Annotated in this window: 27 protein-coding genes; 4 read left to right on the top strand and 23 right to left on the bottom strand. The window is 66.4% G+C overall.

The window, feature by feature from the left end:
• Positions 1–29 precede the first annotated feature (29 nt).
• Both cysK and CRO22_RS10355 read right to left on the bottom strand, forming a co-directional pair.
• Complete coding sequence (gene cysK, locus CRO22_RS10360; RefSeq protein ID WP_097070071.1) at positions 30–1,004, bottom strand: cysteine synthase A; 975 nt, start codon at positions 1,002–1,004, stop codon at positions 30–32.
• 171 nt (positions 1,005–1,175) lie between these two features.
• Positions 1,176–1,958, bottom strand: a complete 783-nt coding sequence (locus CRO22_RS10355; protein ID WP_097070070.1) for a TOBE domain-containing protein — start codon at positions 1,956–1,958, stop codon at positions 1,176–1,178.
• A gap of 305 nt (positions 1,959–2,263) precedes the next feature.
• Between CRO22_RS10355 and modA the strand changes: the two genes are divergently transcribed.
• Genes modA through modD form a run of 4 tightly spaced genes read left to right on the top strand, consistent with a single transcriptional unit; the run spans position 2,264 to position 5,662 of the window.
• Positions 2,264–3,010: a molybdate ABC transporter substrate-binding protein gene (gene modA / locus CRO22_RS10350; protein ID WP_097070069.1), complete on the top strand. Its 747-nt coding sequence runs from the start codon at positions 2,264–2,266 to the stop codon at positions 3,008–3,010.
• 3 nt (positions 3,011–3,013) lie between these two features.
• Positions 3,014–3,709 (top strand): molybdate ABC transporter permease subunit, encoded by a 696-nt coding sequence (gene modB / locus CRO22_RS10345; RefSeq protein WP_097070068.1) that lies wholly within the window; start codon positions 3,014–3,016, stop codon positions 3,707–3,709.
• Positions 3,706–4,836: a molybdenum ABC transporter ATP-binding protein gene (gene modC / locus CRO22_RS10340; RefSeq protein WP_097070067.1), complete on the top strand. Its 1,131-nt coding sequence runs from the start codon at positions 3,706–3,708 to the stop codon at positions 4,834–4,836. Before modB ends, modC begins: the two co-directional genes overlap by 4 nt.
• Entirely contained in the window at positions 4,823–5,662 is an 840-nt protein-coding gene (modD, locus tag CRO22_RS10335; protein WP_097070066.1) for a ModD protein, read from the top strand. Before modC ends, modD begins: the two co-directional genes overlap by 14 nt.
• A 101-nt stretch (positions 5,663–5,763) precedes the next feature.
• On the opposite strand, the gene CRO22_RS10330 is transcribed toward modD, so the two are convergent.
• The 21 genes from CRO22_RS10330 to nifN form a co-directional block, all read right to left on the bottom strand.
• The gene (locus tag CRO22_RS10330) at positions 5,764–5,967 is read right to left on the bottom strand and encodes a TOBE domain-containing protein (RefSeq protein WP_097070065.1); all 204 of its coding nucleotides are present in this window, start codon (positions 5,965–5,967) and stop codon (positions 5,764–5,766) included.
• A gap of 161 nt (positions 5,968–6,128) precedes the next feature.
• Positions 6,129–6,962 (bottom strand): SIR2 family NAD-dependent protein deacylase, encoded by an 834-nt coding sequence (locus CRO22_RS10325; RefSeq protein ID WP_097070064.1) that lies wholly within the window; start codon positions 6,960–6,962, stop codon positions 6,129–6,131.
• A complete protein-coding gene (gene nifT, locus CRO22_RS10320) occupies positions 6,962–7,174 on the bottom strand; it encodes a putative nitrogen fixation protein NifT (RefSeq protein ID WP_097070063.1) in 213 nt (70 codons plus the stop codon). Before nifT ends, CRO22_RS10325 begins: the two co-directional genes overlap by 1 nt.
• Before the next feature lie 40 nt (positions 7,175–7,214).
• Positions 7,215–7,553 carry a nitrogen fixation protein NifZ gene (locus tag CRO22_RS10315; protein ID WP_097070062.1) on the bottom strand — a complete coding sequence of 113 codons (339 nt, stop codon included), beginning with the start codon at positions 7,551–7,553 and terminating at the stop codon, positions 7,215–7,217.
• Positions 7,540–8,295: a 4Fe4S-binding leucine-rich repeat protein gene (locus CRO22_RS10310; RefSeq protein WP_097070061.1), complete on the bottom strand. Its 756-nt coding sequence runs from the start codon at positions 8,293–8,295 to the stop codon at positions 7,540–7,542. The genes CRO22_RS10315 and CRO22_RS10310 overlap by 14 nt, the downstream gene beginning before the upstream one ends.
• A gap of 9 nt (positions 8,296–8,304) precedes the next feature.
• Positions 8,305–9,801 (bottom strand): nitrogenase cofactor biosynthesis protein NifB, encoded by a 1,497-nt coding sequence (gene nifB / locus CRO22_RS10305; protein ID WP_097070060.1) that lies wholly within the window; start codon positions 9,799–9,801, stop codon positions 8,305–8,307.
• A 226-nt stretch (positions 9,802–10,027) separates the two neighbouring features.
• Entirely contained in the window at positions 10,028–11,878 is a 1,851-nt protein-coding gene (gene nifA, locus CRO22_RS10300) for a nif-specific transcriptional activator NifA (protein WP_097070059.1), read from the bottom strand.
• A 288-nt stretch (positions 11,879–12,166) separates the two neighbouring features.
• The gene (rpoN, locus tag CRO22_RS10295) at positions 12,167–13,453 is read right to left on the bottom strand and encodes an RNA polymerase factor sigma-54 (protein WP_097070058.1); all 1,287 of its coding nucleotides are present in this window, start codon (positions 13,451–13,453) and stop codon (positions 12,167–12,169) included.
• A gap of 139 nt (positions 13,454–13,592) precedes the next feature.
• The gene (nifW, locus tag CRO22_RS10290; protein ID WP_097070057.1) at positions 13,593–13,937 is read right to left on the bottom strand and encodes a nitrogenase stabilizing/protective protein NifW; all 345 of its coding nucleotides are present in this window, start codon (positions 13,935–13,937) and stop codon (positions 13,593–13,595) included.
• A 10-nt stretch (positions 13,938–13,947) separates the two neighbouring features.
• Entirely contained in the window at positions 13,948–15,108 is a 1,161-nt protein-coding gene (nifV, locus tag CRO22_RS10285) for a homocitrate synthase (RefSeq protein ID WP_097070056.1), read from the bottom strand.
• A gap of 1 nt (position 15,109) precedes the next feature.
• On the bottom strand, positions 15,110–16,339 hold the full coding sequence (gene nifS, locus CRO22_RS10280; RefSeq protein ID WP_097070055.1) for a cysteine desulfurase NifS: 1,230 nt from the start codon (positions 16,337–16,339) through the stop codon (positions 15,110–15,112).
• 7 nt (positions 16,340–16,346) lie between these two features.
• On the bottom strand, positions 16,347–17,171 hold the full coding sequence (locus CRO22_RS10275; RefSeq protein WP_097070054.1) for an iron-sulfur cluster assembly scaffold protein: 825 nt from the start codon (positions 17,169–17,171) through the stop codon (positions 16,347–16,349).
• A 10-nt stretch (positions 17,172–17,181) separates the two neighbouring features.
• A complete protein-coding gene (locus CRO22_RS10270) occupies positions 17,182–17,502 on the bottom strand; it encodes an iron-sulfur cluster assembly accessory protein (protein WP_097070053.1) in 321 nt (106 codons plus the stop codon).
• A gap of 172 nt (positions 17,503–17,674) precedes the next feature.
• Complete coding sequence (locus CRO22_RS10265) at positions 17,675–18,130, bottom strand: hypothetical protein (RefSeq protein ID WP_097070052.1); 456 nt, start codon at positions 18,128–18,130, stop codon at positions 17,675–17,677.
• Positions 18,117–18,668 carry a nitrogen fixation protein NifQ gene (locus tag CRO22_RS10260; protein ID WP_097070051.1) on the bottom strand — a complete coding sequence of 184 codons (552 nt, stop codon included), beginning with the start codon at positions 18,666–18,668 and terminating at the stop codon, positions 18,117–18,119. Before CRO22_RS10260 ends, CRO22_RS10265 begins: the two co-directional genes overlap by 14 nt.
• Positions 18,652–18,957, bottom strand: coding sequence for a ferredoxin III, nif-specific (gene fdxB / locus CRO22_RS10255; protein WP_097070050.1), 306 nt, complete (start codon positions 18,955–18,957; stop codon positions 18,652–18,654). The genes CRO22_RS10260 and fdxB overlap by 17 nt, the downstream gene beginning before the upstream one ends.
• A 6-nt stretch (positions 18,958–18,963) precedes the next feature.
• Positions 18,964–19,182, bottom strand: a complete 219-nt coding sequence (locus CRO22_RS10250; protein WP_245860941.1) for a CCE_0567 family metalloprotein — start codon at positions 19,180–19,182, stop codon at positions 18,964–18,966.
• Between the two features lie 2 nt (positions 19,183–19,184).
• Positions 19,185–19,322, bottom strand: coding sequence for a hypothetical protein (locus CRO22_RS18855; protein ID WP_176518612.1), 138 nt, complete (start codon positions 19,320–19,322; stop codon positions 19,185–19,187).
• Positions 19,319–19,801, bottom strand: a complete 483-nt coding sequence (locus CRO22_RS10245) for a NifX-associated nitrogen fixation protein (protein WP_097070049.1) — start codon at positions 19,799–19,801, stop codon at positions 19,319–19,321. The genes CRO22_RS18855 and CRO22_RS10245 overlap by 4 nt, the downstream gene beginning before the upstream one ends.
• Positions 19,801–20,286 carry a nitrogen fixation protein NifX gene (gene nifX, locus CRO22_RS10240; protein ID WP_097070048.1) on the bottom strand — a complete coding sequence of 162 codons (486 nt, stop codon included), beginning with the start codon at positions 20,284–20,286 and terminating at the stop codon, positions 19,801–19,803. The genes CRO22_RS10245 and nifX overlap by 1 nt, the downstream gene beginning before the upstream one ends.
• Positions 20,261–21,646 (bottom strand): nitrogenase iron-molybdenum cofactor biosynthesis protein NifN, encoded by a 1,386-nt coding sequence (gene nifN, locus CRO22_RS10235; protein ID WP_097070047.1) that lies wholly within the window; start codon positions 21,644–21,646, stop codon positions 20,261–20,263. Before nifN ends, nifX begins: the two co-directional genes overlap by 26 nt.

Below are 21,646 nucleotides of genomic sequence, written 5' to 3'. Positions count from 1 at the left end.
CGGGCGGCGCAGGCTTGGCTGATGGCGCCTCAGGCGGGCGTCCCCGCCCCGTCGAACACGCCCTCGAACAGCGCCGAAGAAAGATAGCGCTCGCCCGAGTCGGGCAGGATCACCACGATCCGCTTGCCCGCGTTCTCGGTCCGGGCGGCGAGCCGCAGCGCCACCGCCACCGCCGCGCCGCAGGAGATGCCCGAGAGGATCCCCTCCTCGCGGGCGAGCCGCAGCGCGACCTCCATCGCTTCCTCGTTCGTCACGGTCTCGATCGCATCGATCAGCGCGAGGTCGAGCACGCCGGGCACGAAGCCCGCGCCGATCCCCTGGATCTTGTGCGGCCCGGGCTTGAGCACTTCGCCCGCCCGCGCCTGGCTGAGCACCGGGCTTGCCGCGGGCTCGACCGCAACCGAAGTGATGCGGCCGGGCGCCTTGGCCTTCAAAAAGCGCGTGGTGCCGGTAATCGTGCCGCCGGTGCCGACGCCCGCCACGAAAATGTCCAGCTCACCCTCGGTATCCTCCCAGATCTCCGGCCCCGTGGTGCGTTCGTGGATCGCCGGGTTCGCGGGGTTCTGGAATTGTTGAAGCAGCAGATATTTCGGGTCCGACGCCGCAATTTCCTCGGCCTTGGCGATCGCTCCCGCCATCCCCTTCGCCCCCTCGGTGAGCACGAGTTTTGCGCCATAGGCCAGAAGCAGCTTGCGCCGTTCAAGGCTCATCGTCTCGGGCATGGTCAGCGTGATCGGAATGCCGCGCGCCGCTGCCACCGCCGCAAGCGCGATCCCCGTGTTCCCCGAGGTGGGCTCGACGATCTCGCGCCCGGGCGTGAGCAGCCCCTTTTCCTCGGCATCCCAGATCATCGCCGAACCGATCCGGCATTTGACAGAATAGGCCGGGTTGCGGCCCTCGATCTTGGCCAGAACCGTTGCGCCGAGCCCCGCGCCGAGGCGCGAGAGCTTCACGAGCGGCGTGCGGCCGATGGAGAGCGAATTGTCGTCATAAATGCGTGTCATGGCATGTCTCCGGTCTGATCGGGGCCGGGAATCCCGACCTTTGCCCTGTGAGAGCACGAAGAAAATCGCTTGAAAAGCCTTGAAAAACCGCCGTCCCGCCTTTGGGTGAACTTCGGGAAGCCGTTGCGCCTGCAAGCGGCGGGGCAGCACGTTTTCCTGCGCGATCGCCCGTCACGGCAGAGCAAGGATCACATGGCTCGATTTGACGAGCGCGGTGACCCGCTCTCCTGGCGCAAGCGCCAGCCCCTCGGCGCTCTCGCGGGTGATGCTCGCAGTGAGCGTTTTGCCGCCCCCCAGATCGAGCACCGCTTCCGCGCCCAGATCGCCGTCGATCCGCTCCATCACCACGCCCGTCAGACGGTTGCGGATCGAGAGTCGCGGCGCCTCGTCGCGGGTGAGCATGACGAAATTCGATTTCACCAGCGCCAGAACCTCGCTGCCGGGCACAAGCCCCAACTCGGCGGCCGAGCGCGCGGTGATCACCGAGGTGAGCTGCTGCCCCTCGCCCAGTTCAAGCCGCACCGAGGCGCTCACGGCATCGGCGTTGAGCTCGGTCACCCGGCACGCCCAGAGATTGCGCGCCGAGGTGCGCAGGCTCAGCCCGCGCAGAACCTCGGTGGCGGGCAGGTCGAGCCGCGCCTCGAGCGAGGCCATGAGCTTGGCGAGCCCCTCCTCGATCGCGCCATAGGCGGCAATCACCTTCTCACCCGCCTCGGTCAGCACCGCGCCGCCCCCCGCACGCCCGCCCGGCGCCGCGCTCACCAAAGGGCTCGCAAACAGGTTGTTCATCGCCTGCACCCCGTCCCAGGCCGCCTTGTAGCTCAGCCCGACCTCGCGCGCGGCGCCCGAGATTGAGCCCGTGCGCCCGATCGCCGCGAGCAGCGCCACCCGTTCCGCCCCCATCCGCGCGCCCGTGCGCTCAAGGATCAATGCACTCTTCAACCCGTCGCTCATCTGCCGACCTCCGTTTTGCCCACCCTGCGCCAGAGCGCGACCGGATGCCACCCCGGATGCCACCCCGGACGCCACGACGACTCGCCGCAAACGCGCCCGCGGGCTTCTCAAGCTGCCCGTTTTCCGGGCAGTTTACGCAAATCCGCCCGCGTTCCGCACAGTGTTACCCTTCCGTCACCGCCAAGTGGTCGCAGCCCGGAGGCCCTTTCCGGGGCAGCGGTTGCCGGGTCGCTCTCGCCACCGCTATGAGGTTCGTATATATAGCGACTGCACCCGGGTTTTCCCGAAAAACGAAAGGACTGCCGATGACCTCCCTCCGCCTGACCCTCGCGCTTGCCGCCTCGGCCGCGCTCGCCACCCCCGCCGCCGCGGAGGAAGTGATTGCCGCGGTCGCCGCGAACTTCACCAAGCCCGCGCAGGAAATCGCCGCGCTCTTCACCGAGAAAACCGGCGATACGGTGACGCTCAGTTTCGGTCCCTCGGGCCAGTTCTACACCCAGATCACGCAGGGCGCGCCCTTTGAGGTGTTCCTCTCCGCCGATGCCAAACGCCCGACGAAAGCGGTCGAGGACGGGTTCGGGGTCGCGGGCACGAACTTCACCTATGCGCGCGGCAAGCTCGTGCTCTGGAGCGCCGATCCGAAGGCCATCGACGGCACTGACGCCGCGTTGAAGGCCGACCCGGAGCATGTGGCGATTGCCGATCCGGCCTCGGCGCCTTATGGCGCGGCGGCGATGGAAGTGATCGAAAAGCTCGGGCTGACCGATGCCCTTGCGCCGAAAATCATTACCGGCAAAAGTATTGCCCAGGCCTATCAGTTCACCGCCACCGGCAATGCGCCGATCGGCTTTGTGGCCTATTCGCAAGTGATCGACGACAAGACGGGGTCGGAATGGATGGTGCCGCAGGATCTTTATGCGCCGATCGCGCAGAACGCCGTCCTGCTCAAGCCGGGCGCGGAAGATCCGGCGGCGAAGGCATTTCTCGACTTCCTGAAATCTCCGGAAGCTGTCGCGATCATCCAGAAATATGGCTATGAAACCGAGGAATAACGGATGAGTCTTGCGAGCCTCCACGATCCGGCGATGCTCGAGACGCTGGTGCTGACGCTCAAGCTTGCGAGCGTGACCACCGTGGTCCTGCTGCTGATCGGCACGCCTCTCGCGTGGTGGCTCGCGCAGCCCGGCGGGCTGTGGAAGGAAGCGGTCGGCGCGATCATCTCGTTGCCGATCGTGCTGCCGCCCACGGTGCTGGGCTTTTATCTGCTGATCGCGATGGGGCCGGAGTCGCCTCTCACCGCACTTCTGGGCCACAAGCTCTCCTTCACCTTCGCCGGGCTCGTTCTGGGCTCGGTGATCTATTCCCTGCCCTTCGTGGTGAACCCGATCCGCAACAGTTTCGCGGCGATGGGCGCGCGACCGATGGAAGTCGCCGCAACGCTGCGCGCCTCGCCCTTCGATGCCTTCCGCTCTGTCGCCCTGCCGCTTGCCGCACCGGGGCTCTCGACCGGGGCGATTCTGGGCTTCGCGCATACAGTCGGCGAATTCGGCGTCGTGCTGATGATCGGCGGCGCGATCCCGGGCAAGACCAAGGTGCTTTCGGTGACGATCTTCGACTATGTCGAGAACCTCGAATGGGGCAAGGCGCATGTGCTGGCGGGCGGCATGCTGGTGCTTTCCTTCTCGGTCATCCTCGCGATGATGCTGATTGAGCGGCGCTTCGGAGAAGCGCGCGGAGATGCGCGGCGATGATCTCGGCACGCTTTGCCGGGCGTCTCGGCAGTTTCGATCTTGATGTCGCGTTCGAGGCGCCCGGCCGCGGCGTGACCGCGCTTTTCGGCCCGTCGGGCTGCGGCAAGACCTCAGTGCTGCGCTGCATGGCAGGGCTGACGCGGCTCCCCGGCGGGCGGCTCGAGGTGAACGGGCAGATCTGGCAGGAGGGGCGCAAGATCACTCCGCCGCATCGCCGCGCCGTGGGCTATGTGTTTCAGGAAGCAAGCCTTTTTGCGCATCTGAGCGTGCGCGAGAACCTCCGCTACGGGATGAAACGGGCGCGTGGCCCGCTGCGCATCGGCGAGGCGGAAGTGGTGGGTCTGCTGGGCATCGAGGCGCTCTTTTCCCGCCCTACCGCGGCGCTTTCAGGCGGCGAGCGGCAGCGTGTGGCGATCGGCCGGGCGCTCCTGTCGCAACCCGAACTGCTGCTGATGGACGAGCCCCTCTCCGCGCTCGACCGGATCTCGCGCGAGGAGATCCTGCCCTATCTGGAGCGGCTCCATGCCACGCTCGAAATGCCGATCCTCTTTGTCAGCCACGACATTTCCGAGGTCGAGCGGCTCGCCGACCGCCTCGTGCTGATGGAAGCGGGAAAAGTCCGCGCCGAGGGCCCCCTCGCCCAGTTGCTCGCCGACCCGTCGCTGCCGCTCATCCACCGCCCGGACCTCGCCGCGGTGATCGAGGGCGAGGTGATCGCGGTCGATCCGGCCTATGGGCTGAGCGAGATCGCCGTGCCCGGCGGCGTGATCACTGTGCCCGGTGCGCTCGGGCCAGCGGGCACGCGGCGGCGGCTGCGCATCCCGGCCTCGGATGTCAGCCTTGGGCGGCGCGCGCCGCTCGACACCACGATCCTGAACGCGCTTCCCGCCACCATCCTTGATGCCGCCCCCGACCCGGACGGCCATCTGACCACGGTGCGGCTCGCGCTTGGCCCCGCGGGCAATGGCGCCTTGCTGCTCTCGCGGGTGTCGCGTAAGTCCTGGGACAGGCTCGGTTTCGCCCCGGGCGACCGGATCGTCGCGCGGCTCAAGGCCACCGCGCTTGCCGGTCGTGGTCGCCCCGCGGAAACCGCCCCGGAAAGGAAGATGACGGATGTTCCTGATTGACGACCAGGCGCTCATGGCGCTGATCCGCGAAGATGTGCCGATGGGCGATCTGACCACCCGCGCGCTCGGCATCGGGCTCGAGGCGGGCGAGATCACGATGCGGGCGCGCGCGCCGATGACCGTCGCCTGCTCCGAGGAAGCGGTGCGGGTGCTGCAGCTGCTGGGCGCCGAGGCCTGGCTGGCCTGCCCCTCGGGCAAGACCGTCCCCGAAGGCGAGATGCTGCTTTTCGGCCGCGGTCAGGCAGAGGCCCTGCTCGCAGGCTGGAAAGTGGCGCAGGTGCTGATCGAATGGGCCTCGGGGATCGCCTCATCCGCCGCCGAAATCGTCGCCGCGGCCGAGGCCGTGGCGCCGTCCATTTCGGTCGCCTGCACCCGCAAGGCGGTGCCGGGCACGCGTGCGCTCTCGGCCAAGGCGGTCTGTGCGGGCGGCGCCACGGTCCACCGCGCCGGGCTTTCCGATACGGTGCTGCTCTTTTCCGAACATCGCGCCTTTGGCGGTGCAGAGGCATTGGCGCACCAGATCGCCCGGCTCCGCACCACCTGCCCCGAGCGGCGCGTGGTGGTGGAGGTGGGAAGCCGCGACGAGGCACTGGCCGCCGCCGAGGCCGGCGCCGAAGTGCTGCAGCTTGAGAAATTCCCCCCCGCCGAGGTGGCCGCCGTGGTCGAAGCCCTCGGCCCCCGCTGGCCCGGCAAGGTGGCGGCGGCAGGCGGGGTGAACGCAAAAAACGCCGCTGAATATGCTGCAACGGGCGCGCAGATCCTTGTTACCTCCGCGCCGTTCTGGGCGCCGCCCCGCGATGTGAAAGTGCATATCGCCCCGGCGTAACCCCTTGAATGCAAAATACGAAAGGGGCGCGATCCGGTAACGGCCGCGCCCCTTTCGTCCTGACATGTCGGGGATCTTTGGCTCCCCCTTTCGCAGCGCTGTCACACGCCGATGATCACGTCGCTGGCCTTGATGATCGCACTGGCCCGATCTCCTTCTTTCAGGCCCAGATCGGCGACGGCTTCGTTGGTGATCGCGGCGGTCACAATGGCCCCGCCGATGTCGATCTTCACATGAGAGGTGACATGACCGACCTCAACCGAGATCACGGTGCCCGTCAGAACATTTCTTGCGCTGAGCTTCATGCCTGCCTTTCCGGCCCCTCTTTGGGCCAAGCCATCGGGTCATTCCTGTCGACCTCTGCCGACACATCCATGCTCCGCCCGAAACCGCCGTTTTACAATTGCTCATCGTGCATGGCGGGGGCGCGCAATCGGCAATAGGTCAGCGGCTGCGCCTGAGTCCTTCAGCCTTCCGCCACCGTGAGCCGCTCGGTCACCGCTTCGAGCGGCAGATCGATGCGGATCATCTCCATCTCTTCGAGGAATTTCTCCTCCATCTTCGTCAGCGGCCCCGGCAGCACGGCAATATGGCCCCGGCCCGAGCGTTTGGTAATCTGGCGCGCGTAGATCCGCAAAAGCTGGTCATCGAAACGGCAGCCGAGGAACAGGAAGGGCCGCCCGGTGCGGCGGTTCTGCACCTCTTCCGGGATCGGGGTCTGGATGTCGATCTCGGTCAGCACTTCAACGTAATCGGCATCCGACATCAAAAACGAGCCCTCCGCCGTGGCAAGCCCGTGCGGTTTGTAAATGAGGCTCGGCCAGCTCGGATCGGCCGCGTCACGCTCGCCCCCGCCTGCGGTGAAGGCGCGGGTGAAATCTTCGGTCCAGCCGCCCGCACGGCTCACGCCCTGCACATAGCCCCAATCATCCCGCCCCGGCCCGAAGGCGCGCAGAAGCCCGTCGTCATACCAGCTGTCGACCACCATCGGGGGCCGGATCCGGGCAAGCCAGTCATGCACCGGGTTCACGCCACCGGGCGGCACGGCAAACGCCTCGCGCACCAGTTTATTGAGCGTGCCCCGGAACTTGCGGCTTTCGATATATTGCGCCACGGCCCACATATTGCCCGCGGCCCGGCGCGGTGCGCGGACCTTGGATTCGAGAATGGCCGAGAGCGCCGCGGGGGTCGCGGGGGCCGCGCTCCCCGAAAGCGCCGAGACCTCGGCGCCGAGGTAGGGCACGCGCTTGCCCTGCGCCACCTCGGCCATGGCCTTGTCGAGAAGGTCGAGATCGGACATCAATCCTCATCCCCGATCTTGCGCGCATCGACGGTCACGGGCAGCGCGGGCGGCGTGTCAAACTCCGGCATGGCGAAAACCCAGCCGTTCGAGAGCTTGGCCCAGCCGCCCCAGAGGCCCGGCTTTTCCTGCTCGACCACCATCTCTTCGAGGTCCTTCTTCGGCACATAGGCTTCAAGGCCCTTGGCGGTTTCGCGGATCATCACTTTCATCGGGCTTTCTCCTTGGGAATTCAGCGAAATAAGGGGGAAGTCAGGCTTTTTGCAGCATCTCGCGGGTGACGATATGCGATTGCAGCGCGGGGCGGTCATTGTCGCGGGGGCCGAGCGCCTCGGCGGGCACGATCTCGGCCTCGCGCATCCCCACGATCGCGCCGCGTTCAAGGTAATCAACGGCATAGATGTAAAACTGGCCGAGGAAGGTGCCGATGTCGCGCACATAGCCGACATCGCCCTTCTTCACGACGATCTCGCCGATCTCGCGGCCCGGCATGGTGCCATCGTTCTTCACCTGCTTGCGCGACATCACCTTGTCGCCGGGCAGGTAAAGCGGTTGGCGGTACACTTCGATCTCGCGGTCATCGGTCGACATCGGCAGATCCTTCCAGCTTGGCAAGCCGCGCGCGGGCGGTCTCGCGGATGATGTCCTCGGGGTCGTCAAGAAGGCGCGCCAGAACCTTTTCGCAGCCCTCTTCGGCAGCGGCATGACGCACGCGGATGTCCTCGTCCTCGACGAACAGCATGGGGCGGCGATGCGCGGCGGCGCGGCGCACGAGCGGATCGGGGTCGCGGCGGAACCGGTCGATCCAGTCGGGCGGGATGCGGTTCACGACGATGCGGCGCACGGAGGGGTCCGGGTCGTCGATCAGCCCCGGCAGCACGCCATCGGGCGCGCGCCGCGCCACCACAAGGCGCACCGAGGGTTCGACATCGTGCATCAGCGGGATCAGGCTTGCGGGCGGCAGACGATGCGCCACGGCAATGCGCACGGCGCGGTCCGGGTCATGGATCAGCTTTTCGGCAGCCGCCTGCGGCAGACGCAGGATCGCCATCGCGCGGACCGCGGGATCGGGGTCGTCCAGAAGCCGCGGGATGCGGAACACCGAGGCATGGCGCGCCGCATTCACCCGGGTTTCAAAATAGGGGTGGTTCAGGTTCTCGTCCGCCAGTTCCGGGTTGAGCAGGAAGAAGCGCTCGATCCGTTTGGCGTAACGGTCATTGAGGCAGGACCAGCCGAGCCCGCATTGCCCGAGGTCGAGCCGCATCCGGAACCGGCAGGAGGCGCAATCGAGCGCCCTGCCCTCCCAGTCCACGGGTGCCGGTCCCTCGGGCATGCTCTCTCCTCACGCGGTTTCGGCCTGCGCCGGGGCAAGGCCCATGCGCGCGCGGTAAACGGCGGAAACGGCGGTTTCGATGTAATCGTAGGCGTAATCCTGCAAGACCGTGATCCCGGCCTCGGCCAGCGTCTCGCGCGGGCAATCGCCGATTTTTGCGCAAAGCACGGTGTCGATGCCCTCAAGCGTCGCGATCACGCGGTCGAGCCGGCCCTCTTCGCCTGCGCCGTCAACGCAATAGTTGTCGCAACGACGATGGAAGGCGAAGCGCACGCCGGTGGTATCGACCTCGAACACCTGAAACTCGGAGGCATGGCCGAAGTGCTGGTTGATGCGCCCGCCGCCCTGGGTCGCCACGGCAACGAGCAGCTTCGGCGCGGTTTCCGCAACCGTGGCGCCGGTCTCGGCCTTGGCATCGGCGGCGGCGGCGCGGCGGTCTTCACGCTCCTTCGCCACCCAATCCTTGTAGCTCTCGCGGCCCGCGGGGTCGTATTCGAGCGCCTCGGGCAGCTTGTCGAGGCTGAATTCCTGCCCGCGATCCTCGCCCAGAAGGCCCACCGCATCGGCGCGGCACTGGCGGCAATGCTTCATCAGGTTTGCACCGCCCGAGCAGGCTTCCTGCACCTTTTGCAGCTCTGCCGCGGTCGGCCCGCGCTGCCCGGTCAGGCCAAAATGCGTGCCATGCGCCGGGTCGGAAATGAGCGGCATGATGTTGTGCAAGAACGCGCCGCGGCGTTTGACTTCCTTGTTCACCGCGAGAAGGTGTTCGTCGTTGATGCCGGGGATCAGCACCGAGTTCACCTTCACGAGGATGCCGCGCGCCACCAGCATGTCGAGCGCAAGCATCTGGCGCTCATGCAGAATTTGGCTCGCCTCAACACCGTAATAGCGTTTGCCGCCATGCCGGATCCAGGGGTAGATCTTCGCGCCGACTTCCGGGTCGATCATGTTGATGGTGATGGTGACGTGATCGACGTTCATGTCGACCAGTTCCTCGACATGTTCGGGCAGCGCGAGCCCGTTTGAGCTCAGGCACAGCCGCATGTCGGGGATGTCTTGGGTGACGCGGGAGAAGGTTTCCTTCGTCTTCTTCCAGTCGGCGCAGCTGTCGCCCGGGCCCGCGATGCCCAGAACGGAAAGCTGGGGCACTTCGTTGGCCACCGCAATCACCTTGCGCGCGGCCTCTGCGGGGGTGAGGCGTTCGGAGACAACACCGGGGCGGCTTTCATTGGCGCAGTCGTATTTGCGGTTGCAGTAGTTGCACTGGATGTTGCAGGCGGGGGCAACCGCCACATGCATGCGGGCAAAGTAGTGATGCGCCTCTTCCGAATAACAGGGGTGATCCTTCACCTTGGCCCAGGTCGCGGGGTCCATGTCATCGGGGGCCTGTTTCGAGCCGCAGCCGGTGGCGCCCGTGGTGGCGCAGCCCTCGGAGGCCATCGCCTTTTCCAGTGCGGCCTTCGAGCCGATGGTGAGGCCGCCGAGCGAGACGATATTGCCGGACATGGAGCTTCCCCTTCCTGAAGATCTGGTTCAAGGATTATCAAGCAAGGATCGTGCCAGGTGTTGCGGCGCGGTTTGGAGGGGTTTGGCACGAAGTTTGTCGTTTGTCTGACAATGATTGTGCCAAGCCGCGCGCCGGGGGAACCCGCGCCCTCCCGCCCGTCGAGGGCGGTCGGGCGCGGCCCGTGCGGTGGCACGGGCGGGCGCATCGCACGACGGGCTGAAAAGGTCAGATCCGGCGCAGTTCGATGTCGAATTTTTGCAGCGCATAGGCGATCTGGCGCGGCGTCATCCCGAGAAGCCGCGCCGCCTTGGCCTGCACCCAGCCCGCGCTTTCAAGCGCGCGGATCAGCTCGTCGCGGGTGATATTCGCCGTCTTGCGCCGCACCTGGTGCAATTCTTCCGGCTCGGCATGCGGCATCGGCGGATAGGGCGAGGGAATTTCAGGCTGATATTCAGAGTGAACCTGCGGCTCAGGCGGCGGGGCCGCCACGCGCGGCGACTGTGCGGCGGGCGGCGGTTCGGGATTGCGCGGACCGGGGTCGGACACCCGCACCGTGGGCGTGATCATCCGCCCCACCGCAAGCCCGCCGATCGGCGAGGCGCCCTCCTGCAACCGGAAGAGTTCCGCCGAGAGACAGGCGCCCTGCGAGCAGGCGAGCTCCTCGGCCAGAACGATCTCGCCATCGGAGAGCGAGGCGGCCCGGTTCACACAGTTTTCAAGCTCGCGCACGTTGCCGGGGAACTTGCAGCGGCAGATCTGGTCAAAGGCGTCGGAGGCGAATTTCACATTCGTGCCGTTCGACTTGTTGAACCGGTCGAGGAAGAGCTGCGCGAGCGGCTTGATATCCGCCTTGCGGTTGCGCAAGGGCGGCAGCACGATCGGCACCACGCAGATCCGGAAATAGAGATCGGCGCGAAAATCGCCGCGGGCGACCGCGTCTTCAAGGTCGCGGTTGGTGGCCGCGACGATGCGCACATCGACCTTGAGCGTGCGCTGCCCGCCGACCCGCTCGAACTCGCCCTCCTGCAGCACGCGCAGGAGTTTGGTCTGGAACGTGGGCGAAATCTCTCCGATCTCATCCAAGAAGAGCGTGCCCCCGTCGGCGAGCTCGAAGCGGCCCTTTTTCAGCGCATTGGCGCCGGTAAAGGCGCCTTTCTCATGGCCGAAGAGTTCCGATTCCAGAAGCGTTTCCGAGAGCGCAGCGCAGTTCACGCGGATGAACGGGCCTTTCGCGCGGGGGGATTGCGAATGCACGGCGCGGGCAAAAAGCTCCTTGCCGGTGCCGCTTTCGCCGCGCAAAAGCACCGGCGTTTTCGTGCCCGCCACCCGGCGCACCTGCGCCACCACCTCGGAGATCGCCGGGCTCGAGCCGATGATGCCGTCGATCGAGACGGGCGGCTGCGCCACGCCGCGTTGCTCGTTGACCGATTGCAGCATGCGCCGGGTATCTTCGAGCGCACGTTCGCGGTCGCGCGCGATCCGGGCACGAAAGCGCAGCGCTTGTTCAAGGAGCGAGGCGACCATGGTGAGCACCCGCACATCGGCATCGGAATAGCCGGCGCGGTTGTGATCATGACTGCGGTAGGCGGCCAAGACGCCCAGCACGAAATGGCTGCGCTCCGGGTCGCGCAAGGGCACGGCAATCAGGGTCTGGCCGCTGTCGCGCAGCCGCCGCGGCACCGCCTCGGCGCCGAATTCTTCCTCAAGGTCAAAGGCGACGAAGGGCACGCCCGAGCGGAACACGATCCGCGCCACCGCATCGGGGAGGACATCGGAGGCGGGCGCAGATTCGTCGCGGCGAAACGAGGTGGCGGCGATACGGTAGGGGTTCACCGCCTTCGTCTCGTTGCCCGGCTCGGACAGCACCGCAAGCACGCCATGGCGCAGATCGAGGAAAGAAGAGAGCACGTTGAAGATCTGCGGCACCACCGCAATCGGATCGGGCGCGCCGGAAAAAGTCTTGGCGATCTCGTAGATCGCATCCAGCGCCAGCCGGTCGGCAATCTGGCTCGCCGACCGCTTGCGCGGGCGAACCGGAATGCGGTCCTCCTCGGAGCGGGGCGTATGATCGGTCATGGCGTCAAATTCCCTTCCAGCGCAAGCGTCTGTGGCATGGTCTTCAACTTCCGGTCCTGCCCGAAGCGGACCCTGCCTGTCACTGCGCGAAAGAATCGCATCTGGCCGCGGCGCTTCGGGGGATGTCCCTTACATATAGGCGAGGATCCGGCCTTGCGAGGGATGGCGTGGGGAAGATGGGCGAATTTGTCGCTCAAATACATGATTTGTGAAGAGGCACCGCACAGTATTGCAGCGCCGACGCGCCTGTCGGCGCTAAAATCAGCATTTGAGGAGAGTCATTTCGACTCAGCCGGCCAGGGCGGCGCGGCGGCGCTCATAGGAAGACGCGAGCCCGAGGGTGGAGCGGTATTTTGCCACCGTGCGGCGCGCAAGGCGCAGCCCCGCGCGTTCGGCCAGAACCACGATCGCATCATCGCTGAGCGGATTGGCCGGGTCTTCCGCCCCGACCACGCGCTGCACGAAATCGAGCGCGGAATCGCGCGAGACCGCCTCGCCCCCTGCCCCGGTTGAGACCGCGCGGGAAAAGAAGGCCCGCAGCGGCAGCGCGCGCACCGGGGTCTGGATCATCCGGCCAGAAACGGCGCGGGAAATGGTCGAGGCATGCAGCCCCAGCTCGGAGGCAACATCCTCAAGCGTGAGCGGAACAAGATGCGCCGTCCCCTTTTCCAGAAAAGCGGATTGGCGCGCCACGAGCACCGCGGCGGTGCGCAAAAGCGTGTCGCCGCGCCGCTCCAACGCCAAAGCCAGCGCGCGCGCTTCGGCCAGCGCCTTGCGCCGCTCCGCGCGGGCCCCCTTGTCGGCCTTGCCATCGGGGAGCCGATCCTCCCGCACCGTGATGCGCGGGGAGGTGGCCCGGTTCAACTCCACCGTCCAGCCCTCGGGGCCGCGCAGGGCGATCAGGTCGGGCGGAAACACCGGGGTCGGCTGATGGTCGAAGGCCAGACCCGGTTTCGGGTTCAGATGCCGGATCAGCTTGACGATCTCGGGAATATCGGAGGGCTCGCAATCGCACAGATCGGCCAACTCGGCGAGCCGGTTTTCGGCCAGCAGGTTGATATGGCGGATCAGCGTCTCGACTTCCCAGGTCAGGATGTCTTCCTCCCGCGCCTGAATGATCAGGCAATCGGAGAGGTCGCGGGCAAAGAGCCCGGCAGGCTCGAACCCCTGCAATACCGAAAGCACCGCCTCGGCGCGCGGCATCGCCACACCGGCGCCGAGCGCGATCGTCTCGACCGGCTGACTGAGCCAGCCCGAAGGGTCGAGCGCCTCGGCAAAGCGCAGCGCAATCATCCGGTCGCCGGGGTTGGTGAAAGCCATCTCGATCTGGTCGACCACATGCGCCATCAGGCTCGGTTTGTGCGCGGCAACGGCCGCCACCGCATCGAAATCGGCGCCGCCGCGGGCGATGAAGGCCGAGGGGGCGCGATAGGCGAGATAGGGGTTCGAGGAGGCCTGTTCGACCAGATGATCGGAGAGATCTTGCGACGACATGCCGAGGATGGCGAGGGAGTGGAGCATCTGCCCCCCCATCTGCATCGACTGGCGTTGTGAAAGCGTCTGCACGAGGTCCATGATCTTACCCTATCTCATCGGGGCGCGCCCGGGGGGCGGCAGGGCGGGGCTGCGACACCAAGGCCGCGGCGCCCGGGGGGAATTGCGCAAATAAGCGGCGGATCTGTCTGGCGCGCGGAAATTCCGGGCGCCCCTCCGCTCAGCGCTGCACGATTTTCAGGCTGTCGAGCCCGACAAACTTGTTGGCCTGCCGCGCGGCCTGGGTTTCGAACACTTTGAACACCTTTTCCGCGAGCGGCGTGGAGGCGACAAAATCATCATGCGCCCGGGAAAGCGCCTCTCGGGTCAGCGCGAGCACCTCCTCTTCGGAATGGCCCGAGAAATCGGTCTCGCGCAGATAGGTGCCAAAGCGCTTCATGATGTGGAGCCGCGCCACATTGAGGATGTGGCGGTCGGGCTCAAGGCCCAGATGGGCGAACATGTCCTCGGCAGAGGAGAGGCGCGAAAGCGCCTCGAGCGTGGGGCTTTGGGGTTGCGGGGTCATCTCTCTCTCCTCAGGTCGTGGGCTGGCTGCGGGCGAGCCGCGCCACCATGCGGCGCAGATCTTCGGGGCTGGCGGGACGTTTGGTGCGAATGGCATGGGCGCGCAAAAGCGGCTTGAGCCGGGCGGCCATCTCGGGTGTGGCGGGCAGGCCCGCGGTCGCGAGCGCGGCGCAAAGGCCCGCGGCGCCCGAATGCTTGCCGATCACGATCTGGCGCTCGCGGCCAAAACGGGCCGGTGCGCAGCGCGGATCTTCATAGGTGTCGGCGCGCTTCAGGATCGCATCGACATGGATGCCGCTTTCATGTGCAAAGACCAGCGCGCCGGTGATCGGCTTTTGCACCGGAAGCGCGCGGCCCGAGGCTTTTGCGACAATGTCGGAAAGCGGCTGCAACGCGGTGAGGTCGATGCCGGTGCCGATGGCCCCCGCCTCCAGCGCGGCGCTCACCTCTTCGAGCGCGGCATTGCCCGCGCGCTCGCCAAGCCCGTTCACCGTGACCGAAAGATGCGTGGCCCCGGCATGGGCCGCCATGATCGTATTCGCCGTCGCCATGCCAAAATCGTTATGGGCATGCATCTCGATCGGCAGCGCGATCCGGGCCGCAAGGTGGCTGATCAGCCGATAGGCGCCGAGCGGGTCGAGAAGCCCGAGCGTATCGGCGACGCGAAAGCGGATCGCCCCCGCCGCCTTTGCCACCTCGGCGAGGCGGACAAGAAATTCCGGGTCGGTGCGGCTCGCATCCTCGGCGCCAACCGAAACCTCAAGCCCGCGTGTCGTCGCGCAATAGACCAGTTCTGCCGTTTCGCGCAGGATCCAGTCCCGGTCGACGCGGAGCTTGCCTTCGAGCTGCGCGGTCGAGGTGGGGGCGGCAAAATGCACCCGTTTTGTGCCAGTTTTCTGCGCCATGTCGAGATCGCCCATGCGCAGCCGGCACCAGACCACCGGCGCGGCGCGGGAAATTTCGGCCATCACGGCGCGGATCTCGGCCACTTCGGCCCAGCCCATCGCGGCGATACCTACCTCGATCTCGGCCACCCCGGCGCGGTCGAGCGCGCGCGCGATGGCGCGCTTTTCGGACAGCGAGAAGGCCACGCCCGCGGTCTGTTCGCCATCGCGCAAGGTGGTGTCACACAGCGCAAGCGTATGGGGCGTGAGGGGGCGCGCATGGAGCATTTCAGATCTCCTGGAGCGAGGCGGGCGCGAGGCCCGGCAGGTTGGGGCCGTTGTCCGACCAGAAGGGGGAGAGCGCGCGCAGATCGGCCACGATCGGCGGCAAGATCTCCAACACGCGGGCGATCTCGTCTTCAGTGGTGAGGCGCGAAAGCGAGAGCCGCACCGCCCCATGGGCGGCGGTGAAGGGCACGCCCATGGCACGGATCACATGGCTCGGCTCCACCGCGCCCGAGGCGCAGGCCGAGCCCGTCGAGGCGGCGATGCCCGCGCGGTCAAGCTTCATCACGATGCCTTCGCCCTCGACGAGATCAAAGGCGAGGCAGAGCGTATTGGCGAGCCGGTCGCGCCGGTCGCCGAGCACGCGAACATGCGGCACAGCCTCCAGAATGCCCGCCTCAAGCCGGTCACGCAGCCCGGCGATGCGCGCCACATCCGCGGCCATATGGGCGGCGGCAAGCTCGGCCGCCTTGCCCGCGCCGGTGATTCCGGGGGCGTTTTCCGTGCCCGCCCGGCGCCCGCGCTCTTGCTTGCCACCGCGCAGAAGCGGCTGAAACGGCGTGTTTTTCTTGAGGTAAAGCGCGCCCACGCCCTTTGGCCCATGAAACTTGTGGGCCGAAAGCGAGAGCATGTCGACGCCCGCGGCGCGCACATCGACGGGGGTCTTGCCGACCGCTTGCACCGCATCGGTATGAAAGAGCGCGCCAAAGTCATGCGCCAGCTCTGCCAGACCCTCGACGGGGAAGAGCACGCCGGTCTCGTTGTTCGCCCACATCAGGCTGACAACGGCCACCCGGTCCGAAAGCGCGGCGCGGTAGGCGTCGATCTCAAGCCGCCCTTCCCCGTCAACGGGGATGCGGTGCACCTTCACGCCCTCATATTTCTCAAGCGCGTCGCAAAGCTGCAAGATGGCGGGGTGTTCGACCATGGAGGTGACGATCTCGCGCCGCCCCTCCTGCACGGCGAGGGCCGCGCGGATCGCGGTGGTGTTCGCCTCGGTGCCGCCCGAAGTGAAGACAATCTCCGCCTCGCTCTCCGCCCCGATCAGCGCCGCCAGCGCCTTGCGTGCCGCCCGCAGGCCCGCCGCCGCCTCGGCGCCAAAGCCATGCGCCGAAGAGGCATTGCCGTAGCTCTCGGTGTAAAGCGGCCACATCGCCGCCAGCGCCTCATCCGCAACCCGGGTGGTGGCGTTGTTGTCAAGATAGATGCGGGGGGCGGCGGCGGGATGGGTCATTGCTCTCTCAGGCGCGGGCGGTGGAGGGGATCAGCCGGAACGGCCGACCGAGGGTTTCCATGATCCGTTTTTGCACCCCGGCAAGCGTCTGACTGGCCATCATGCAGCTTGCGCAGGTGCCCGAGAGCCGGACAAAGACCTGACGACCCTTGATGTCCAGCAGCTCGATATCGCCCTTGTCGCGCTGGAACACCGGGCGCATCTCGGTGATGATGCGGGAAATGGCCTCGGCATCGGTCTCGCTCACGGGCTCGACCGGGCCGGTCTCTTCCGCTTCTGCCATCGCGGCGAGCGGGTTGTTCTTGGCAATCAGCTCGCGCAGCGTCATTCCCGGCGCGGCGCCCGCTTGCCGCGCGGCCATGGCGGCGGCGGCAGGCGGCGCGGCGCGGCGCGGCTTTGGCGGCACGGCGATGGTCACAAGCGCGGGCTGCGCCGGGCGGCGTTCGGGCGCCACGGGCGTTTCGCCGCGGAAGGCGGCAATCGCCGCGGCCAGCGCCTTCGCGCCGCTTTCCGTGCAATGCATCTTCTCGGGCGGCAGCCCGTCGAGGAACTCGGCAATATCGGCCGGGGTCAGGCGCGAGGCCGCATCGACCGATTTGCCGCGCACCAGCTCCGTCAGCGCCGAGGAACAGGCGATCATCGAGCCGCCGCCATGGCTGAGGAACCGCGCCTCTTCGATCATTTCCGAAAGCGGGTTGATGCGCAGCATGAGCTTGAGCGCATCGCCACCGGCAAGCGAGCCCGCCTCCCCCACGGCATTGGCATCTTCGAGCACGCCCGCGTTGCGGGGCTGGAAGAAATATTCCTTCACCTTGTCGGAATAATCGAACATCGCGCGCTCCTCAGCAGAAGGATTTGCCGCAGCCGCAGCTGTTCTTGGCGTTGGGGTTGTCGAACACGAAGCCGGAGCCTTCGACATTGGTGACAAAGTCGATCTTGGCGCCGGTCAGATGCTCGCGGCTCGACGGGTCGATCAGCACGGTCACATCGCCAAAGCTCACCACCTCGTCGTCGGGCTGGGCTTCAAGCTCCAGCGCCATGCCGTATTTGAGCCCCGCGCAGCCCCCCGATTGCACCATCAGGCGCAGCCCCGCGACGGGCTGGCCCGCGCCGTCGATGGCGGCCTTGATCGCGGATTGGGCAGGTTCGGTGATATCAATCATGATGCTCTCCTGTGGTCCGGGCCCGTGTCTGGCCTGTGGGCCGGGGCTCATCAGAGATACAGCAAGAAGCGTGCCAAGTTTCGGCCCCTTCCCTGCGCGGTTTGATGCAAGTTTCGGGCCGACATTGTGGGGCTTGCGACAAAAATCGGGCCAAGTGGCCGACAGCGCGGGCTCAGAGGTCCGCGTCTTCGCCCGCCTCGAAGCGATCAAGCAGCCAGGCGCCGCCAAAACGGTCCGTCGGATCAAGCGCTCTGGCCTTTGTCAGCACGGCGCGGGCCAGATCGGCCTCGCCCATCCGCACCGCGCAATAGCCGATGCCGACAAGCGCTTGCAGATAGAGGCCAGGCGCAAAGTCATGGGCGGTAAAATCGGCGTCCGCAGCGCCCACCGCCTGCCAATCGGTGGCGATGTTGAGCCGCCGCGCGGCAAGGCGCAAGATCGCCTCGGCCTGCGGCAGCGCCGCCGTGTAATCATGACCGTAAAAATGGAAGCGATAGGCGGCGAGGCGGACCTCGACATCCTCGGGCGCGGCCTCGAGCGCGCGCGCAATCGCCTCGGCGCTCTCATAGGGGCGCGAGCGCGCGGAAGCGGCGCCCGCGAGCAAGGATTTCAGATCAATCGGGGGCAAAACAGGCGGCCCGTTCGTCGCATTCGTCGCAAGAGGGCGAGAGGCAGAGCGAGAAGGCCGCATCCGCGCAAATCTGCCGGTAGAAGAATTTTTTCCAGCGCATGTTCTGGTGGTTTGCCGCCGCAAGGCCCGGCAGCTCGCGCCGGATGAGCGCGCCCAGATGCGCGCGCGACGGCAGGCCCAGATCCTCCCACAGATGGCGCGTTTCCTGTGCGCGGCGCGCCAAAATCATCGCCAGCCAGCGCGCCTGCGGTGTCGCCACCCCCGCGCGCCACAGGATCAGGAGCGTGATCGCCTGTTCCTCGGCGCTTGCAACCGGCGCGGGCCGGTCCAGATCGGGAAGCTCAAGCCCCGGCACGAAGAGATCGCGCAAGGCCGCGAGATCGGCGCCCGAAAGCCCGAGCCGTTCGGTCAAGGGCCCCTGCCCCGCCGCGCGCTCGGCCATCGCATGACCGAGGATGCAGGCGTAATCGGCCTCCCCCGCCGCCAGAGGCGCGGGGGAAGCAGGGGCGCTGCAGGTCTCAGGACAGGGCCGCATGGGTCTGGCACTCCGAGGGGCAAACCCGCGCGCAGGCGCCGCAACCGATGCAATTGTCGGCTTCCGACATCTGCATCACTTTTTTCACGATCTCGTCCTCGACGTCATCCCATTCCTCGGTGCCCGGCTTGACGATGTCGCCATCCTCGGTCACGCCGTAAAGGCTCATCACATCGCGACCGCAAACCTTGAAGCAGCGCCCGCAGCCGATGCACTTTTCCGCATCGATCGACATGAGGTAAACGGGGGTATATTCCGCGCCCCCGCGCGTATAGGCAACAGTCGACATTCGGTTTTACTCCTTGGCTTGCTTGGCGATTTTGATCGCCTTGCGGGCTGCATCCAGATCTCGATAAATTTCAAAGGTTTGCTGCGCGACATCGGGGATCTTCTGCCAATCTGTCGGCAGCTCCTCCGACAGATCATGCAGCTCCATCTTCGCGTTGGTCGCGCGCATCGACAGCTTTTTGGCGTGGGCTTCCAGCTCTTCGAGGCTCATGTCTTGAAGGCTCATGTTCAGTCCTTGCTCTTGGGTTTGGGCGGGGCTTCGCGCAGCCAGCGCGAGAGCGCCGTGCGCCCGCGCGAGGGGTGCAGTTTGACGGGTTCGATCACACGCGGCTTGCGCTTGGGCTTGAGCGGCGGGATCTGGATCATGCGCGGGCCGCTTCGGGGAATTGCTCCACGAGTTTCACCGCCTCGTCGACGAGCTTGTCGCCCGCTTCAGCAAGCTTCGCCCAGGTTTCAAAGCCGAACCGGTGCACGTCGCGCAGATGCTTGGACACCACCACCAGCCGCCCCGCAATCAGCACCACCCGGCCAAAGCCCTCGTGGTGCATTTTCTGCATCTGCGTAGCCATGCAGCCGGTGCGCTTTTCCACCATCAGCCCGACCGCGTCATAAAACCGGGTGAGACGCCAGATCAGCTCGGGCTCCGGATCGCCGGTGATCGGCATCTCGCGGCGCTCTTCCTTGGTGACGATGAACTCTTCCAGGAGGTCAACGTCGCTCTTCATGTCCCATTGCCCGTGCGAATCCTCGGCGCGGATCACCGCGACGAGTTGGGTCAGGAACGGGCTTTCCACCATCTCACCCCCACGCGGGATCTCGGGCGGCGCTTCGGTCGCAGTGTCCATCAGGCGTTTTCCTCTTCGTCGAAATCGGCGGCGAAATCCGGCTTGTGATAGGTGCCGAGGATTTTGCGCAGGAAGGGCGGCGGGCTGCCCGAGAGCATTTCTTGCACCTGCGCGATCACCGCGGTGATCGGCTCGGGCTCCTTGCGCTTGATCGGATGGCAGCCAATCTTGACCACGCGCGCGGCCGAGGGCCCGCCGATGGCGAGCGCGAACACAAGCGCGCATCCGGTCAGCGCCTCGACCTTGGGCGCGATCCGGTCGTCGATATCGTCATGCTTGCCCGATTGCTCGGTCGCATTGGAAAACTCGTGCACTTCGACAAAGCGCGCGCCGGTGCGCCAGATATCGAACACGACAATCTTGCTCGCCGAGCCGAAATGGGCGTCGAGGGTTTCAAGGTCATTCGAGGCAATGGCCACGCGCAACGGCTTCTCGCCGGGCGCGGGGCCAGCCTCGGGCTCAACAAGACGCAGGGTGCGGGACATGTGAAAACTCCTCAGGCAGGGGGGTTGCGCCGAAATCTTCCGGACGGGGGGTGTGGTGAACCGATTGCACGGCATTGGCGATCTCAAAAAGGAACGCGCGGGTGCCGCGATAGCCGACGCGGCAGGCATCCTGCGCGCCGATCCGGTCAAAGACCGGAAAGCCCACGCGCACGAACGGCAGGTGCAGCGCATCCGCCGCCATCCGGCCATAGCTGTTGGTGAGCAGGATCTGCGCGCCCGCGGCCTTGGCCCCGCGCTCGAAATCGCCCAGATCGCCGAGGATCACCTCGTCGCAGGGCATCTTTTCGATCAGCGGGCTGTGCTGCGAGGTGGTGACGGCGGTGACGATCTCCGCGCCCATCTGGTTGAGCGTGGTGGAAAGCGCGAACATCAGATCCGGGTCGGCGCCGATCGCCACTTTGAGCCCGCCGGTAAAGAAATGCGCGTCCAGCATCGCATCGGCCAGCCGGGACCGGTCGCGCTCGACCGAGGGCGGCGGCGTCTGCGTGCCCGAAAGCTCCATCAAGACCCGCACGAAAGCATCGACCGCCTTGAGCCCGGTCAGCGAGGGAAAAACGCGGTAGGGCACCGAGGCCTTTTCTTCGATGATCTGCGCGGCGCCGCGCATCTGCTCGCCCACGGCCAGCGTAAAGGCGGAGCGGGTGACATCGGCGATCCGGTCGATGGGCGTGCCGCCCAGCGAACAGCCGGACCAGTCCTCCGCCAGATGGCCATCGAGCGAGGTAGAAATATCGGGCAGAACCAGCGGGTTGAGACCAAAGGCGCGGATGAGGCGCACCAGTTCGTCGATCTCTGCGGGGGTGAGATGGGATCCGGTGAGCAGCGTCACCTGCCGCAGATCCGGGTCAGGTGCGGGCGTCACCGGCACGAGCGCGCTCAAGATCGCCTCGACCGCCTTGGTCCAGCCGTCCTGCAGCCCGCCATCAAAATCGGGCGTCGCGGCATAAACCACCTTGGTCTCGGCAAAATCTTTGCGCCGCGCCAGCATCTCGCGCAATTCGCCCGCCACATCTTCGCCGCGGGTTTCCGTGAGCGCGGTGGAGGCGATGCCGATAAACTTCGGGCTCGCACGTTTGCGCAGGTTTTCAATCGCTTGCTCAAGCTGATCGGAGCCGCCGAGGATCGTGGTGATCTCGTTCATCGCGGTCGTCTGCAGCGGGATCGCCTCTTTGAAATGGCGCACCAGATGCACCATACCAAAGGCGGTGCAGCCCTGCGCGCCATGAAAGAGCGGCACCGCACGTTCGATGCCGAGATAGGCCAGTGCCGCACCGAGGGGGGCGGAGGATTTCAAAGGGTTGGTGGAAAGCGCACGGCGCGGATGGGTCAGGGCGGCCAT

The sequence above is a fragment of the Rhodobacter maris genome (assembly GCF_900217815.1).
GTDB classification, from domain to species: Bacteria; Pseudomonadota; Alphaproteobacteria; order Rhodobacterales; family Rhodobacteraceae; genus Rhodobacter; species Rhodobacter maris.
This window is presented reverse-complemented; position numbering and strand designations above follow the sequence as displayed.